This window comes from Ferroplasma acidiphilum, assembly GCF_002078355.1.
Lineage (GTDB): Archaea > Thermoplasmatota > Thermoplasmata > Thermoplasmatales > Thermoplasmataceae > Ferroplasma > Ferroplasma acidiphilum.
This window is the reverse complement of the sequence record NZ_CP015363.1, coordinates 1607006-1623608: the sequence shown is the minus strand read 5'-3', so window position 1 is coordinate 1623608 and position 16603 is coordinate 1607006. Positions and strand designations below refer to the sequence as shown.

At 37.3% G+C, this 16603-nt stretch carries 13 protein-coding genes; 7 read left to right on the top strand and 6 right to left on the bottom strand.

Going from position 1 to position 16603, the window contains the following annotated elements; all coding sequences use genetic code 11:
* Positions 1–46: 46 nt before the first annotated feature.
* Complete coding sequence (locus fad_RS08075; RefSeq protein WP_081142990.1) at positions 47–628, bottom strand: ArsR/SmtB family transcription factor; 582 nt, start codon at positions 626–628, stop codon at positions 47–49.
* Positions 629–657: 29 nt separating this feature from the next.
* Positions 658–1197, bottom strand: a complete 540-nt coding sequence (gene hsp20, locus fad_RS08070) for an archaeal heat shock protein Hsp20 (RefSeq protein WP_081142989.1) — start codon at positions 1195–1197, stop codon at positions 658–660.
* 370 nt (positions 1198–1567) lie between these two features.
* On the opposite strand from hsp20, the gene fad_RS08065 reads away from it, so the two are divergent.
* Both fad_RS08065 and fad_RS08055 read left to right on the top strand, forming a co-directional pair.
* Complete coding sequence (locus fad_RS08065) at positions 1568–2683, top strand: hypothetical protein (protein WP_081142988.1); 1116 nt, start codon at positions 1568–1570, stop codon at positions 2681–2683.
* Positions 2684–3604: 921 nt separating this feature from the next.
* A complete protein-coding gene (locus fad_RS08055) occupies positions 3605–4570 on the top strand; it encodes an IS5 family transposase (protein ID WP_081142986.1) in 966 nt (321 codons plus the stop codon).
* Positions 4571–4712: 142 nt separating this feature from the next.
* Here fad_RS08055 and fad_RS08050 read toward each other — a convergent pair whose 3' ends face one another.
* On the bottom strand, positions 4713–5231 hold the full coding sequence (locus fad_RS08050) for a deoxycytidylate deaminase (protein WP_009886767.1): 519 nt from the start codon (positions 5229–5231) through the stop codon (positions 4713–4715).
* Positions 5232–5342: 111 nt separating this feature from the next.
* Between fad_RS08050 and alaS the strand changes: the two genes are divergently transcribed.
* Complete coding sequence (gene alaS / locus fad_RS08045) at positions 5343–8018, top strand: alanine--tRNA ligase (protein WP_081142985.1); 2676 nt, start codon at positions 5343–5345, stop codon at positions 8016–8018.
* Entirely contained in the window at positions 8015–9796 is a 1782-nt protein-coding gene (locus tag fad_RS08040) for a site-2 protease family protein (protein ID WP_081142984.1), read from the top strand. Before alaS ends, fad_RS08040 begins: the two co-directional genes overlap by 4 nt.
* On the opposite strand, the gene fad_RS08035 is transcribed toward fad_RS08040, so the two are convergent.
* On the bottom strand, positions 9764–10873 hold the full coding sequence (locus fad_RS08035; RefSeq protein WP_171481328.1) for an isocitrate/isopropylmalate family dehydrogenase: 1110 nt from the start codon (positions 10871–10873) through the stop codon (positions 9764–9766). The genes fad_RS08040 and fad_RS08035 overlap by 33 nt on opposite strands.
* A gap of 227 nt (positions 10874–11100) precedes the next feature.
* Between fad_RS08035 and fad_RS08030 the strand changes: the two genes are divergently transcribed.
* Both fad_RS08030 and fad_RS08025 read left to right on the top strand, forming a co-directional pair.
* Positions 11101–11751 carry a DUF981 family protein gene (locus tag fad_RS08030; protein ID WP_009886763.1) on the top strand — a complete coding sequence of 217 codons (651 nt, stop codon included), beginning with the start codon at positions 11101–11103 and terminating at the stop codon, positions 11749–11751.
* Between the two features lie 414 nt (positions 11752–12165).
* Positions 12166–13533, top strand: a complete 1368-nt coding sequence (locus fad_RS08025) for an aspartate ammonia-lyase (protein WP_009886762.1) — start codon at positions 12166–12168, stop codon at positions 13531–13533.
* Between the two features lie 6 nt (positions 13534–13539).
* Here the strand turns inward: fad_RS08025 and fad_RS08020 are convergent, their stop codons facing one another.
* Positions 13540–14079 (bottom strand): Lrp/AsnC family transcriptional regulator, encoded by a 540-nt coding sequence (locus fad_RS08020; RefSeq protein WP_009886761.1) that lies wholly within the window; start codon positions 14077–14079, stop codon positions 13540–13542.
* Positions 14080–14396: 317 nt separating this feature from the next.
* Between fad_RS08020 and fad_RS08015 the strand changes: the two genes are divergently transcribed.
* Positions 14397–15599, top strand: a complete 1203-nt coding sequence (locus fad_RS08015; protein ID WP_009886760.1) for a tRNA (N(6)-L-threonylcarbamoyladenosine(37)-C(2))-methylthiotransferase — start codon at positions 14397–14399, stop codon at positions 15597–15599.
* On the opposite strand, the gene dph2 is transcribed toward fad_RS08015, so the two are convergent.
* Positions 15581–16585, bottom strand: a complete 1005-nt coding sequence (gene dph2 / locus fad_RS08010) for a diphthamide biosynthesis enzyme Dph2 (protein WP_009886759.1) — start codon at positions 16583–16585, stop codon at positions 15581–15583. The genes fad_RS08015 and dph2 overlap by 19 nt on opposite strands.
* Positions 16586–16603 lie beyond the last annotated feature (18 nt).

Genomic DNA, 16603 nt, shown 5'->3' with positions numbered 1-16603 from the left:
AAATATATATAACTTTTAACCCACTCATGTTATGAAATGAATTTTATTATCCCTGCAAAAATTTATCCACAATCCCTTTAACAAGCTCCTCAGGAATCCCCATATTGTGAGCCACAATTGATATATCCATAGTTTCAAGATATCCGTATATTACCTTTCTGTAGAAATTGTCAAAGCCTGAGGCTCTCTCCTTTAACATGCCTATTATTGCATCCTTTTTCGATGACAGCAAATTTCTTTCCCTGTCGATTTTGTCTATTTCACCATTTAAATTATTTAATTTATTGACAAGATCAGAATTATTCCCTTCAATATTTTCGTCTCCATAATCAATATCCATTTTCTTAATTTTCATAAAATTTTTTGAATAATCTATAATTATGGTTGAGAATCCCATTGACCTGTAAACTTTCCGCGGTGGCCCCATGGTTGATGGTATGCTTCCATCTGTACATATCAATCCAAGTTTTTCCAGAATTTCAAGCTGTTTATTGATGGCCTGCTGTGAAACCCCTATCATCCTGCTTAATTCGAGCCCATAGGAATTATAATTTGCCAGTGTTTTTAGCATTTCTCTCCTGGTATTGTTTTCCAGTGCAATTAAAATAGACCATAAATCCTCGTCCATGTAAACACCATAAAATATTAAAAATATATTTAATCGATTTTTACTGCCCTGCCGGTACTTTTGTTGTTTACTTTTTTAATTGTTATATCCAGGACGCCATTGGTAAATTTAGCTATAACACTGTTTATATCGACTTCCCTGTCGAATTCTATGTTTTTATAATATTTCCTTGACCCCTTGTCCACCTTAAGTTCTATGTTGTTCTCGTTTACTACCAGGTCAATATCATTTTTCTCGACACCGGGCAATTCATATGTGATGTATACATTTTCTTTGTCTTCGTTTATGTCTGTAAGTGGCTCCCTGAACCCTCCCTGTGGCTCTGCTTTTGGCCCTATTCCATTTCTTGGCACATTGCCGAATTCCTGGAAAACAGGTTTCCCATCTGGCCCCATCTTGTAACTGAATCCGTATACATATGGGCCCATAATTTTGCTGTTCGGTTCTCCTTTCATGATGGATTCCCAGAATCTGGCAATTTCCCTGTTTATTTTCTTCATGTCAAAGCCAAATTCATCATACATGTCGTTAAATATATCATCCCAGTCATCATCTCTTCTTCCATTCATTTATATCACCTTAGTTAACAACCATTGGTTGTTATCTGTATATTATTAACATGTATATAAATATTTATTTTATTTAAATATAATATAAAAATATTGCATTATAAATAAATGCCGCATTGCAAATATATAACTTCTGGCACAGGTGCAATAAAGGTATTGTTCCGAGAAACATAAGGAATAAATGAACTGTTGTATATATATGCACAATGGAGTTATAAATGTAATACATATAATTTATATAAATAACCGTAAATTCCTATTATAAGTATGGTTTAAGTTGTAAAATTGACCGGTAAATTATTAAATAATAAATCATTTATTAATATTATTACAGAAATATATATATATATATTCATGTATTAATATCATTGTGAATAAAAAGAGGATAATAATAGGTGTATTAATGGCAGCAATATTTGTGATACTCGCATTTGTCCCTGTGGCAGACAATATACATTCAGTTCAGAGCAATAAAGCACCAGGGAATATTTCTCCCCAGGTAGCTATTGGCAAATATGTTGTAAATAAATCACAACCCACTACCACAACAAATTCAAACCTATCAAATAAAATTGCAGTATCATTCTCTAGCTGGTACATGAAGAACCATGTTAAAGAAAACCTTCCTGAGATATCATCAACTACCGGACAATCTTTATTTATGCAATACATTAACCAGTCAATAGCAGGAAAGGCATACATATCACAGCTTACAGCTAATGAAAAATCATCCTTTAATAAAAGCAACAAGATGGAAGTGAGCTCAATAGAATCTATACTGCATTCAGGGCACAAAGTTCCATCTGTAATAAATGGAAAAGACTCTATGTCATATGTCTTAAATATAATGGCAGACCTTCCCGGTGGTGTTTCATCAGATAGTGGAACATGGGTTATGGTAACTATTAACTATTTCGTATACCATGCACCCTGGTGGCTTGGGGGATGGACTGTAACTTATGGTGAGCAGGATGATTTTAACGAACTATGGGCTGGTAGTACAGCACAGAAAGAGTATAATAGTTTTGAAAAGTACATGACGCTGGATGGGATTGCAAGTGGTGCCGCTGCATCTGGTCTTACAGGATATGTATTAGCCGGTGCAATAGGTGGTTCTTGGGGCGGTCCAGTTGGTACCATTGTTGGTGCAGTAGTTGGTATAGTGGCTGGACTTGTAATTATGCATATTGATGACGCCATGACAAAGTTGTATGAATCAACATATGCCAATGAACCATCAGGAAATAAATATATATGGACATATATGATGAATGATTATTATTATCCATGGATAACAGTTGTCGGTAGTTTAGCTTCCTCCATTGGATTTTACGGGCATCTCTCCAATGGAAACACTGTTACAATATTCCAAAATACACCGCTTGGAGTTTTTGGTGGAGTGCCAGGCGTAGTCATAAGTGGATATTTTTCGTCTTATGTCCATTATCTGGGGAACAAATATGGTGAAAATAATTGGGTGAGTTAATGTTTGGCAATATTTATACTCCTAACATAGCATTTTTTATATATTTCATAATTATCTTTGCTGTACTTTCAATCTCGTTAACTATTTCATTCCGTAGACACAGATCCGATTGGTCAAAATCCGGGCAATATTTTACTCTATTTATAATTCTCGCGTCTGGAATAATTGCTATAACTCTTATTGTAATAGGATACCCCTACTCGGATAGAGTTTTTGAATACAATTCGATACAATCCAGAAGATACATGCTGGTTGTGATATATGGTGTTATATCGTTATTAATTGGTCTGGCGGGATTTATAATATTGAGAGTAAAGGAATCAAAGAAAGGTAAATTACCCCATTCATAGTATTACACTTCCCTGTTTGTTCAAACAACACGTTAAGTTTAAACATAAAATGAAAATTATTCAACTTTTTTCTGGTGTCGCAGAAAGTGTCTGTGATTACAACGTTTTATACAATATAAACTGTGATTTAATATTAATGATATATTAAATTTCAACTATAAGCCACCATACTTTGTTCCCGGAACACATTTTATACACAGAGTAAGCGAACATTTATACGGTGCAAGCGACTAATAGCAGAAGACAATTATTGGGGCATAAAGTTAGAGTTTCCTAGCTGGGTTTTTTATTGTACTATAGTTTTCATTTAGCATAATGGAAACATGGCAGCAATGCTAGTTATTGTTGGGGATTCAAATTGCACCAGCTGGCAATGTTCTATTTCCAATGCAATAGATAAAAGAAGATGGTAAGCACGATCCAAATTGAAATGTATTTTAGGTGTCCGGGGAGTAGTTGGTTTTATTGAATAGTGTGTTGCATAATTCATTCTAATTTAATAATTATCCCATAATAAATTTAAAACTTAAAAGAAAAACCCCTATATAGTGAAATATAGGGGTGATTTGCTTTGACTCCACAAATCAATAATAAAATAAATAGAAGTATAAAAAGGTACTGGCTCGGTTCTAACAGGAGATGGGGAAAGTATAATGAATCACTTGTAGATAGAATAGAATACCTTGTAGATAGAATAGAATACCTTGCAGATAGAATAGAATACCTTGCAGATCTATCATTCATAAAGGATAATGATCGTCTGCTGGAGGAAAAAAATAATGGTAAAATAGGCCATCCATACAAAGTTCCTGATGCATTGATAATATATTTAGCGAGATTAAGATCTATATTCAGTATACCTTTCAGGTCACTTGAAGGGGTGTTAAGGTCCTTAGCAATTATAGCTAATATAAAATCAATATCATATAGTGAAATATTCAGGAGGATAAGGAGAATCAAACCTGAATTGAATAATATTAACAGTAAGCTGGATTGCATTATAGATTCTACTGGCTCTAAGATAACAATAAGAGGGGATTATTTAAGGCATAAATGGCATAAGAAAAGGAGAGGATGGATAAAATTACATGTAATAATATCATTAAAAGATGTTACTGTATTATCATTCACAATTACAGATGAGCATACACATGATTCTAAGGCTGCCAGAAAACTATTGAGTAAAATGAAAAATAATATTTTAAGGCTCTTTGGGGATAGGGGATATGATTCCAAATATATCTACAATATGTTTGGATATAATGCAATAATACCTCCCAGGAAGAATGCTTCTACTGAATTCAGAGGATCACCTGCAAGGGCTAAGATTGTAAGATTTATAAAAAAGAACTCCATGGAACAGTGGAAGGAGAATAATAGCTATGGTAAAAGATGGCTCGTGGAAATATATTTTTCAGGATTAAAAAGAGTAATGTCAGAGGTAATTAAAGCTAAGAAAATAGAGTATATTGTACAGGAATTAGCTCTTAAGGTAGTTAATTACAATATTATGAGGGGGATGACACATGCCTATTAATTATGCAACACACTATTTATTGAATAACAATTTAAATATAGCAATATTCCTGCTCAATGTTCAGGAATAGATTCATCTCCCTCAGATTAAAATTGGATAATAATTAAATTATAATATATTAAAATAATAGCAGCAATACTGTTTAATCTTCCCCTGTTTTATGTGTATAATATATTCCTATTATAGACTCCACTTCCGGGTCTGGCAGATTAAATTTACGTATTGTAATATTGCTTTCAAGCAACATCAATTCAGCAAGGTCATCAGGATACCCTTCGGCGAATATTATTTCCTCTATGCTGGAATTCATTATCATTTTGGAGCACACAACACAGGGATGTGTTGTCACATATATTTTAGATCCTTTGATTGATGAACCATTAACTGCAGCCTGTATAATCGCATTCTGCTCTGCATGCAATCCCCTGCAAAGCTCATGTCTTTCACCAGATGGCACGTTAAGTTCATCCCTTATACATCCTACTATATCACAGTTTACCGTGTGCGATGGCGGACCATTATATCCGGTAGCCAGTACATTATTGTCTCTCACAATAACCGCGCCAACCTTTCTTCTTGTGCAGTTGGAGCGTGATGCCGCCAGATAAGCCATACGCATAAAGTATTCATCCCATGACGGCCTTTTTAGCCTTTCTTCCATAAACTATTGATTGAAAATAAGGATATAAATATTCTTTATCTCGATTCATTACAGCCCGTATATATAAACACGGACAATTATATTTATTTATACAGATGTATTATATGTAAAATGGTGCAAGATGAATTTGACCTGGATTTCTTCAGGGACAATAATTTCCTTAGAAAACAATGTATAGTATGCTCATCGTTCTTCTGGACACAGAACCCGGGGAAAAAGACATGCGGGGACCCTGCCTGTGAAGGCTATTCATTTATTGGCAACTCTCCCGTAGACAGGAAATATAGCCTTGATGAGATGCGCCAGGAGTTCCTGTCATTTTTTAAAGAGGATAAACTTCCACACACTATAATAGAAAAATATCCTGTAGTCCCCAGGTGGCGTGATGACGTTCTCCTTGTCAATGCGTCCATATATGATTTCCAGCCACAGGTAACATCGGGACTGGTGCCCCCTCCAGGAAACCCTCTGGCCATGTCACAGCCAAGTATACGGATGCTGGACCTTGACCTTGTGGGCAAAACCGGGCGGCATCTGACATCATTTGAGATGCTGTGCCATGATGCGTTCAATTATGAAAACAAGTACATATACTGGAAGAACGAAACAATAGAATATTCATACAGGTTTCTTACAGAAAAACTCCATGTGGATGGAACTGAAATTACATACAAGGAAAAACCCTGGTTTGGGGGTGGCAATGCTGGAAACGCTGTGGAAGTTTTTGTCAGGGGATTGGAGGTAGCAACACTCGTGTTTATGGACATGAAAGAAGACCCCGATGGGGAAATAGACATCGAGGGCACGAAGTATTCCATGATGCCACTCAAAATTGTTGATACCGGTTACGGATTGGAAAGGCTTGTCTGGCTTTCTACAGGCACTCCCACAGTTTATGAATCCATACTGGGGAAGACAATAGAATATATAAGGAAAAACTCTTCAGCAGGAGATATGGACCCGGAAATTATGCAGAAGTTATCGGAACTCTCGGCAGAAATAGACCCATACAGTGAGTCAAAACTCCTTAAGCAGGTAGCTCCATGGCTTAAGGAGAAGCACATATACATTGACGATGAATTCCTGAGCCGGCTCAAAAGTGTCAGAAGCCTTTATTCACTGGCGGACCATACAAAAACACTTCTTTTAATGTTTGCCGACTATGTTATACCTTCAAACGTTAAGGTTGGATACCTGGCAAGGACTTTGATTAGAAGGTCATTGAAATTTATGGATGATATAAGTTTCTCACAGGATTTTATGGACCTCATGGACTTCCAGCATGAAATATTTTCCAGAATAGTTTCTAACTACGACAGGGATTTCATCAAAAATATTATTGATATAGAGAAGGAAAAATACGCTGAAATAAATAAATCCGCTGAAGGGAAAGTAAGAAAATACATACATTCTGGCAAGCTTGAGCTGAAGGATGCAATCACGCTTTATGACTCTGAAGGCATGAATGAGGATCTGATCAGTGAATCATTTAAGAAAATTACAGGAAAAGACCTCGAACTTCCTGACAATTTTCAGGAAATAGTAATATCCAGGCACGAAACAAGGCATACAAAGAAGAAAGAGATGCCTCAATTTCCGCCTGTACATACCAGGCCACTTTATTATGACAATACTAAAATAAGCGAGTTTACAGGAATAGTGCTTTACTCCGGGGAAAAGTGCATAATACCAAACCAGACTGCATTCTATCCGGAAGGCGGAGGGCAACCATGTGATCTCGGATATTTTATTGCCAACGGAAAAAAAGTTAACGTTGTTGATGTCCAGAAATACAACGATTCAATAGTACATTTTCTTGATAATAATATACCGGCTAATTCACGTGTTAAGGGCTATATAGACTACACAAGGAGAAAGCAGCTTATGATACACCATTCAGCAACACATCTTTTGCTTGGAATAATGAGAAAGTATTTCGGTGAACATGTATGGCAGAGCGGTGTAAAGAAAGATATAAAAGAATCAAGAATAGATATAACGCATTACAGGAAAATAACTCTGGAGGATATCAGGCATATAGAAGATATGTGCATGGAAGCCATAGAACAGGACAGAAAAATTACAGTGTCAAATGTAAGCTGGAATCCTGCCATAGAAAAATACGGTTTCAGGCTTTTTGAGGGGGGTGTTCCCGTATCATCCAAAATCAGAGTTGTTACCATAGATGGCATAGACTCTGAAGGGTGCGGGGGTACGCATCTGGACAGCACGGCCCCAATAGGCTTTATAAAAATTATGAAAGTAGAAACCCTACAGGAAGGAATACAGAGGATTACCTTCTCCGCAGGCCCTGCAGCAATGCGCTATGTTCAGTTGGTTTATGATACCGTTCAGATGGAACAGGAATACCTGAAGGTTGATACGGAGGATGTATACAGGCAATCCCTGGAAATTTTCCATGAAAATCTGGAAAACAGAAAACTTATAGATAAGTACAGAAAAGAAAAAATTGAAGGGATACTTAATTCCAGGGAACCGGTTCACGAAAATATCTATGTTTATGCCACAAATCTGGACCGGTATGAATTTAACCTCCTGATCCAGGGCATATTCAGGAAAAATATTAAAGCGATTATAATTAACAGTGAAACGGAGCTTACTGCAATAGGGATTGATGCTGGCGTTGACACCCTTATATCCGGGCTTTCCACGCGCAATATAGGGATTAAAGAGAAATCAAGAAACAGGAAACTGTACACGGCAATATGCAATCCGGGAATAAATGAAAAGTTAATAAAGGAGATTTTAGTAAGCATTAACGTATGATAGAATCCAGTACCATTGACGGGATAGTAAAAAAGTATTACGACGTTTCAGAAGTTGAAAATACACGCTATTCTATGGTATTCCATATACAGGGCAGAGGGGATGAAAAAACATTTGGCTACCTTCTTGATGAACTTGCTCCAGTAGGTGCAACAGCTTTTACAAACGATTTTCCTGATAGCCAGATAATAGTAATAAATAATGGCAATGTAAGCCGGGAACGCAGGGGATTAAAAACCCTGATGCTTTTCCTTTCCATGGCCGCCCTGATTTATACCGGCTCTGTTTATTATTCATCATACTACTCATCAGATTTAATATACCGTAATATCATATATGGAACATTATTCTATGCAATACCTGTGATTTCTATCCTGTTATTCCGCGAAGCAGGAAAGTATATAGCTTTAAGAAAAAACCATATAAAATATAATTTTCCCATTTTTGTTCCATCTCCTGGCCTGGGGACCCTTGGAACCATAAATTCAAACAAAAACCAATTTAGAGACTCAAAATCCATGATTGAGGCAGGCACATTTTCATTATTTTTTGGATTTCTTGCATCGATTCTTTTAATAATTGCCGGTGCGGCTATCATGCCATATGTGAATTATAGTTCGGCAATCCATTCCCCAATTTCTGTTCTCAACTTCCCTCTTGTTTTCCCGGTTGCCCTTGACCATTTATTCCCTGCATATATTATACCGGATCCCCTGGAACTTGCCGGGTATGTTGGCATTATAACAACTGCATTAAACTCAATGCCTGTTGGGTTTATGGATGGCGGGCTTGTCTTTTCCGGAATACTGGGAAAACAATTTAAATATGCATCCTATGCTGGAATAGCCATACTTCTAGCCGCCAGCATTCTGTATCCATACATTCTCATTCTTGCTGTGCTCTCAATTTTGCTCGGGATTAAGGGGGCACTGCCAATGAATAACTTCTTTAAGCCACGTGCTTCGGTCAAATGGTTGGCATTGGTAATAGTAGTTATAGTTATCATTCTTGGCTTTGCCCCATTGCCTTTGCATAATACAGATAGCAACAACGTCGCCATTCCGGATTCCTGTTATATAATGCAGCAGAACAATACCGGGAATGTTTCCGTTAATATTACGGTACAGAACCATGGTGTAAATATTTCTCCTTTATTCTCTGTTACACCCGGTAATTTTACAGTTAAAGGATTTACACAGAATAAAGCTGATACCATATACACTCTAGAACTGATCACTTACAACCATAATTACTCCGGTAGGAAAAATTTTACCATAACAGTTGATACCGGAATGAGCAGTGTTAACAAAACAGTTTCAGTATATTTCCTGAAACCTGATAGTAATATGCATATTAATAAAACAATGGGGCCCGAAAATTTAACAGTAAAAGAATATAAACCATTCAATATCACCATATTCAATAACAGCAACAGTACATTGAATGCACAGATAATACCAATTTTTAATAGCACAGGCTTGTACATGAGCTTACAGAATAACCTGAATGCAGAAATTAACCTGAACCCACACATTCCTCTAGGGATACTCCAAATATACGGTGGGCAGAACCAGACATTGACACTGGTGTCATATGACCCTGGAAATCTAAAACTTATTATAATGGGGCAGGGCGGCCAGGCAGCTATTGTGAATATACATATACTGCCGGAGCCACGGCCAAGGACGGTTAGCCCGCCCGGAATATTCCCAACCATCAATTATACTGGATACTATGAAATGCAATTAGGCACCATTCATCCTTTTTATAATTTCTGATGAAAATTCAGAGCACTTTATAGGGCTTATATCCGGCCTTGTGTTTATATCTTTTGGAATTTTATTGTCCTTAAACGCGGCAGATATTGCTTTCTCAATAATTTGTGCTGCCTCAACCCATCCTATGTGCATAAGCATCTCACACCCTGAAAGAATGAATGAAAGTGGGTCAGCGGCATCATATCCTGCTTCAGATGGCAAAGAGGACTGGACGGCTTCAAAAACTGCACATTCATCTCCTATACTTGATCCATATTCTATATTAATCGTACCTGCAAGGTAGTCTACCAGTGTCTGGCTTAATACATTGTCAACCAGGATAACTTCAAAATCCTCCGGCGAGGCTATCAGCCGTTTCATGAATTCCCGCGTTTTCACAACTTCATAACCCACGTCCTCCTGGGCTGATGCTTCTTCTATGCACCAGTTTGCAAATTCATGGTTTTGCTGGCTTTCCAGTATTGTAATTTTCTTTTTCCCATTTCTTCTGGAATACCTTACGGCCTGTTTTGCAATCTTCCTTGTCCTGAATTTGCTCTGTGGCATCATATATATCCCTGAGTCGGGCGTAATATTCAATCCATAATTGTCAGATATAAACCGGATTAAATCATCGGTGCTTTCAGAAGAATGGTAAAATATGTGGCTGTTCGGGGTGGAATCCCTTATAATTGTTAGATTCAGCCTGTTGAATGTATTTACCGGTATATCCATTCCCTCAATATATTTTAATATTCGTATATTTGAATATAACCCAAGCCGCTTCCTCAATATTGTATTCAAATCTCTCTTGTCAGGCATAAAGTTCAGTGTTGATTTCATGGCTATATACATTTTCTGGATTTCCTTTATGGAGTCCTCCGGCACATAAGTTCCAAATTTCTCATATGCTTCTGTTCCTATGAGTATTTTATGCCATTCAATGGACCTGCTGCCCTTATACGCAAGTTCAATCGCACTGTTAACAACTCCTATCATAGCTCCGGTAATTTCAGGGCCTATGCCATCGCCATCTATATAACCGATGGTAAGGACATCTGGAACCACCATGCCAGAATCGGTGAACTCTATATACATTAAATTCACCATGCTTACAAGCATATAATTTTTTTCAATGTGTAATTTCCAGAAATAAGATACACTATTCGAAGAGTTATTTATTATAAATGTTTAATCAATCATATTTTTTGAAAATATTGATAATACGGTTTTATAATGGGCTGTTGCTCCGGAAATATAGAATAATACGCCATTTTGTCTATATCATAGCTTCAAAATATTTATATCCAATAACATAAAGCTATATGCTCAATGCAGATTATGGGCTTGGTGACAAAAATATGGGATTTGTAGATGACACCCCAATGGAACTTTTTTTAATATCATTGGTGGCAATAGTTTCTATTTATATGTCGGCTTGGGTGTATATTGAGTTCAGGAAAAACGGAGCTAAAAATGTTAATGAGATATTGAAGCCAGGGGCGCTCCCGCTTGGAATACTGGGTGCTATAATTGTTCTTATGGGGCTCTGGGGTGAGATGGTATGGCCACTTCCCGGGGCGTATAATATACTTTTTGACGACCCATTTATGTTCCTCGGCATTATAGTACTGATGATGGCTGGCACAATAGCCCTAAAACAGAAACTTCAGTATGTCGGTATTCTTGCATTCTTTGCCGGTATAATTTCTATATGGTATGGCGCAAATGCATATGTGGACAAACTTACCTCAAGCCCAATTGCAATGTTCGGGCTCTTTCTGGCCTTTGGATTGACAGGGGTTTTCACTTTCCCCACAACACTTATCTATGATATACTTCCAGGAAAGACTAAAGTCTCTAATGTCTGGACAGTAGTTCTGGTGTTGTTCTGGATAGGCCTGGTAGTATCTGCTGTTGTTGCTGCATTAATAGGATTAGAAGCTATTCCAGCACATCTGGTTTCGCCTCCATAATTTTTTTATTTTTAATATTTTATTATGTGCCAGTGTAGAAATTTAATTTTTTCCGGATAATGTTAATTTTATCTGCAATATGTCGAAATTAAAAAAAGGCAATGTAGATTCCTCCAAAGTCATGAATAGAAAGTGAAAATATAACATTAGGAAACAATTTGTGAGATGTTTGAAAAGTGAGAACCAAGGTTTATTAAAGCGTATGCATAAAAGAAGGGAGATGCCAAGGCATTAAATTGCATGCGTACTGTAATACCCGGAAATCACTGTGTTGCCAGCCAGTGAGCCTATTGTAGCTGGTGATATTTTCCAGATTTGAACACACAGTTTCCAGGTTCATTGCTTTAACTCGCCAGTTGACAATGTTAAATGTATTGATTAAAATATTTTTATAGTGATATAGCATTGTTATTTATGAGAACAGAAAGAGATGTAATAGGCGAAGTACAGATTGACGATTCCATTTATTATGGAATTAATACTCTGAGGGCAAAAAATAATTTTAATATTTCCGGAATAAAATCAAAAGACCGTGACCATATAAAAGCAATGGCCATTGTAAAGAAAGGGGCAGCATATGCCAACTATACTGCCGGGAAGCTACAGAAAGAGCTATACGAAAGCATAAGCAAGGCATGTGACAGATTAATATCAGGAGATTTTGATGAACAATTCGTAGTTGATGTTTTCCAGGCAGGGGCAGGTACTTCATTCAACATGAATACAAATGAAATACTGGCGAACCTGGTTCTGGAATCACTTAACCATAAGAAAGGCGAATATAAATACGCACACCCAAACGACGTAATTAACATGAGCCAATCAACAAACGATATTTACCCCACCATGATGCGTGTGAGCATAATGCTAAAATCACCAAAACTTATCGAAAATGCGGAAGCCCTAATAAAATCATTAAAGGCAAAGCATAAGGAATTCGAGAAAGTTTACAAAACCGGGAGAACCCACCTTCAGGATGCCGTCAGGGTTACCCTGGGGGATGAATTCAATGCCTGGGCATTTGCTATTGGCAGAGATTTGAAGGAATTCAAATCCGCACTGGACTATATACTGGAATTAAATATCGGCGGTACCGCAGTGGGAAATGGGGCAAATACACCGGATGGATACAAAGAATACGCCGTGAAGAAAATATCAGAGGAAACAGGCTTCAATTTCAGGCCCGGAGAAAATCTTATGGGCATAATGCAGTTTATGACCGATTTTTCAAGGGTAATCAACTCACTGTCAAATATGGCACTTGACCTGAGCAAAATTTCAGATGATTTGAGGCTTCTCTATTCCGGGCCGGGAGCAGGATTACATGAAATTGTCCTCCCAGCAGTACAGCAGGGTTCATCTATAATGCCAGGAAAGATAAATCCATCAATAGCAGAGGCTATGAATATGATATGCCATTCCATAACCGGATCACAGCAGGCTGTCAATCTATCTGTAAAAGCAGGGCAGCTGGAACTGAATGTTATGATGCCCCATATTGACTATGAGATATCCAAGTCAATAGAAAGGCTGGCAAATGGAATCAAAATGCTGGATGAAGAAGCCATACAGGGCATAAAGCCGGATCTTAATAAGATAAAGGAAAACATAGAAAGAAGTTTCGGGTCTGCCGCATTGCTGAATCCATACCTGGGCTACGATACCATGGCCAAGATTGTTGAAGAATCCCTTGAAACTGGAAAAAGCATAAAGGACCTTGTTCTGGCAACTGGAAAAATAGATGAAAAGAAATATAAAGAAATATTTAATTTCTTGAACTAATTTTTTTTATATACCTACCCAGGGGTCTTTTTTAAACGCCTTTGATACCACCATAGTATCGTATTTTACTATTCCATCCTTCCTGGCAAGGCTATCTTCAAATTCCTGTATTGTTTCAAGATTCAGGAAAAGCCCCTGGAGAAGTAACTGATTCTGTCCCCTCCTTCTGTAAAGTGATAATACGTTTGGATTTGCAGCCAGTGAATCGGCTATTGCATCAAGCCTGTCTCCTTCAGTGTCTATCCTGATGCATACCTTTATGCTATTTTCTATTGCATGCAGGTCAACAAGTGCAGAGAATCCTGTAATGATCTTCCTCCGCACCAGCTCATTAATCCTTCTTCTTACTGTAGCTTCGCTTGTATTCAACATTTTAGCTATTTCGGCATTGGACATTCTTGCATTATAACGGAGAAAGCACATAATCTCCTTATCGAGGTCATCAAATGGCAGAATAGATGGGTCAATATGCCCCCATCGGACAGAAAGGTCACACTCATAATTTTTATTATCTTCGGTCTTCTCCATATTATTTTCTTTCGTCATAAAATTATATTTTAAAGCAATATATAACTTTTTTCAAAGTAGAATTATTAAAAAAATTCGGCACTTATCGAATTTAGAATGTCGCATGGCAGTATAGAAATATCCATATATAAATCATTACTCCCGCCTATTGAGTAAGAAACATATTATGATGCACATTGAATGCTCCTCCAGTAATTATATTAATTATCAATGGAAATATTCTGGAAACCTTTATTGCCAATGGAAAACTATACAGAAAATTTAAACAACCTGATATTCAACAGCTGCCATAGTAAATATAATAATCGTTATTAACGTAATTGTAATTAAAATCCATGAAAATTTATTTCGAATCCTACGGATGCACTTTACAGAAATCCGAATCTTCACTTTACCTAAACAAATTGCTTAAGGATGAAAACAACCAGATTGTCAATAGCCCGGAGGAGGCAGATTTGAGCCTTATAGGCACCTGTGTTGTTATTAAGCATACAGAAGACAGAATGGTAAAGCGCATATCCTCACTTTCAAAGGTTTCAGGTAATGTCCAGGTTCTGGGATGCCTTGCAACAGTCAACGGAAATACGATAGAATCAGGTAATGTCCAGGTATTAAAACCACGCGAATTCAGGAGTTTTTACGAGGGCGATCTGGATGGCATAGAAATAAAATCAGATATATACGATGGAATACCTATCAACCAAGGATGTACAGGCAGTTGCAATTTCTGCATATCACATATAGCCAGGGGAAAACTCCTTTCAAGGGGAATAGATAAAATTGTAAACCAGGTAAATATGGAACTTGACCGCAATATAAAGGAAATCAGGATTTCCTCACTGGATACTGCAGCATACGGAAAAGACATAGGAACAGACCTTGCAGAACTTGTAAATAGAATTTCATCCATAGATAGGGATTTCTACCTCCGCGTTGGAATGCTGGAACCAAGAAATACATACGATATACTGGATAAGCTTGTGGATGCATACAGGCACGATAGGGTATTTAAATTCCTCCACCTGCCTGTGCAGAGCGCGGAAAATAATGTACTTTCTGCCATGAACCGGGAATACACAATAGAGGAAGCGGAAGCAGTATGGCAGAAATTCCATGACGCATTTCCAGATATGTCCATAGCCACAGATATAATACTTGGATACTATAATGACAGCAGGGCAGGCTTCGAAAAAACTATGAAATTCCTGGAGAAATATAACCCTGATATAATAAACGTTACACGCTTTTCGCCCCGGCCATACACTAAAGATTATAATAAAACGCCTTTAAATTCCAATCTGCTTAAGGAATGGTCAAATGAAATCATATCATTGCACAGGGAACAGATGGAGAAAAAACTTGATAGTTACCTTGGCAGGGAAGAAAAAGTTTTGATTACTGAAAAGGGGAAAAATGGAACAATGGTCGGAAGGGATATAAATTACAGGCCAGTTGTATTAAAGGGAAACTATGAAAAATATTCAGAAATTAAATGCACCATTGTCTCCCATGGGTCCAATTATCTTATAGGGGAGTAGGAATCGACACCCACTATTTCGTCCATTATATATTTATTATTGCTTTTAAACCCGAATAACTGTTCGAATTCTATTGGCGTCAATACAGGCATGCTGAATTTATCCTCATCGTCTATAGATACCCTCGGGCATCCTGTGAATACAACAGCATCACACATAAGGTTCTGGAAATCTACCGGATTTATATTGTCTGCTGTTACGATTATGGCATCACGCCCCATGCCTTTTACCCTGTTGTATATGCTGTATGCAAGTTTTTTTCTGTATTGCCCTATTTTTGTGTCAATAACTATGGCAAATTTCTTTGCATCTATTGCCGGTTCTATTCTCGCATACCTTTTTCTGAGAAATTTATCTATATCTGGCTGTATATTTCTGATAGACCGGTTATTCAGATCCAGTATGTATACAGGTTTATCTGTGGATAGCTGTGCACCTATTCCGTGGAATAAGCCGGTACTGACAAGCAGGTATGCATCCACTTTAGCAGCTATTGAATGTGCGGCACTGAAATTGCAACCCAGAACCTGGCCTGGGTATTTCATCCTTCCATCCACATTTCCCACTATTACATTATATCCCAGTTCCTTTAATTTGCCATTTACATACTCCATTTCCTTATAATACTGCACGGATGAAAGGAGCCCTACATTTTTTACAAGATTTTCAGCCAGTATGGAAAATATATCATCATCAAGCTCTATCTGCTTGTAGAAGTATTCTATGAATAGAATGGGTTTTGTGTATTTGATATTGGGTATTTCAGAATGGCCGAACTGGACTATGCAGTCAACATCCCTGTACACTTCCATATTTCCTATGTCACACGCACCATAAAATGATTGTGAGCTTATTATTACATTAAATTCCTTTGAAAATTTATTGAAAAGGTTGAAAGATTCAGGCTTCAAACCGTCCGGTATCTGGAGCAATATCTTTGAAGCCTTCATCTCCCGTAATCTTATTATTGCATCGTCAACTTCCATTTACTGCATATCGTTTTA

Bases quoted from the DNA above. Each gene is read 5' to 3' on its own strand.
- fad_RS08075 (WP_081142990.1), bottom strand. From the start codon at position 628: ATGGACGAGGATTTATGGTCTATTTTAATTGCACTGGAAAACAATACC.
- hsp20 (WP_081142989.1), bottom strand. From the start codon at position 1,197: ATGAATGGAAGAAGAGATGATGACTGGGATGATATATTTAACGACATG.
- fad_RS08050 (WP_009886767.1), bottom strand. From the start codon at position 5,231: ATGGAAGAAAGGCTAAAAAGGCCGTCATGGGATGAATACTTTATGCGT.
- alaS (WP_081142985.1), top strand. From the start codon at position 5,343: ATGGTGCAAGATGAATTTGACCTGGATTTCTTCAGGGACAATAATTTC.
- fad_RS08040 (WP_081142984.1), top strand. From the start codon at position 8,015: ATGATAGAATCCAGTACCATTGACGGGATAGTAAAAAAGTATTACGAC.
- fad_RS08035 (WP_171481328.1), bottom strand. From the start codon at position 10,873: ATGTATATAGAGTTCACCGATTCTGGCATGGTGGTTCCAGATGTCCTT.
- fad_RS08030 (WP_009886763.1), top strand. From the start codon at position 11,101: ATGCTCAATGCAGATTATGGGCTTGGTGACAAAAATATGGGATTTGTA.
- fad_RS08025 (WP_009886762.1), top strand. From the start codon at position 12,166: ATGAGAACAGAAAGAGATGTAATAGGCGAAGTACAGATTGACGATTCC.
- fad_RS08020 (WP_009886761.1), bottom strand. From the start codon at position 14,079: ATGACGAAAGAAAATAATATGGAGAAGACCGAAGATAATAAAAATTAT.
- fad_RS08015 (WP_009886760.1), top strand. From the start codon at position 14,397: ATGAAAATTTATTTCGAATCCTACGGATGCACTTTACAGAAATCCGAA.
- dph2 (WP_009886759.1), bottom strand. From the start codon at position 16,585: ATGGAAGTTGACGATGCAATAATAAGATTACGGGAGATGAAGGCTTCA.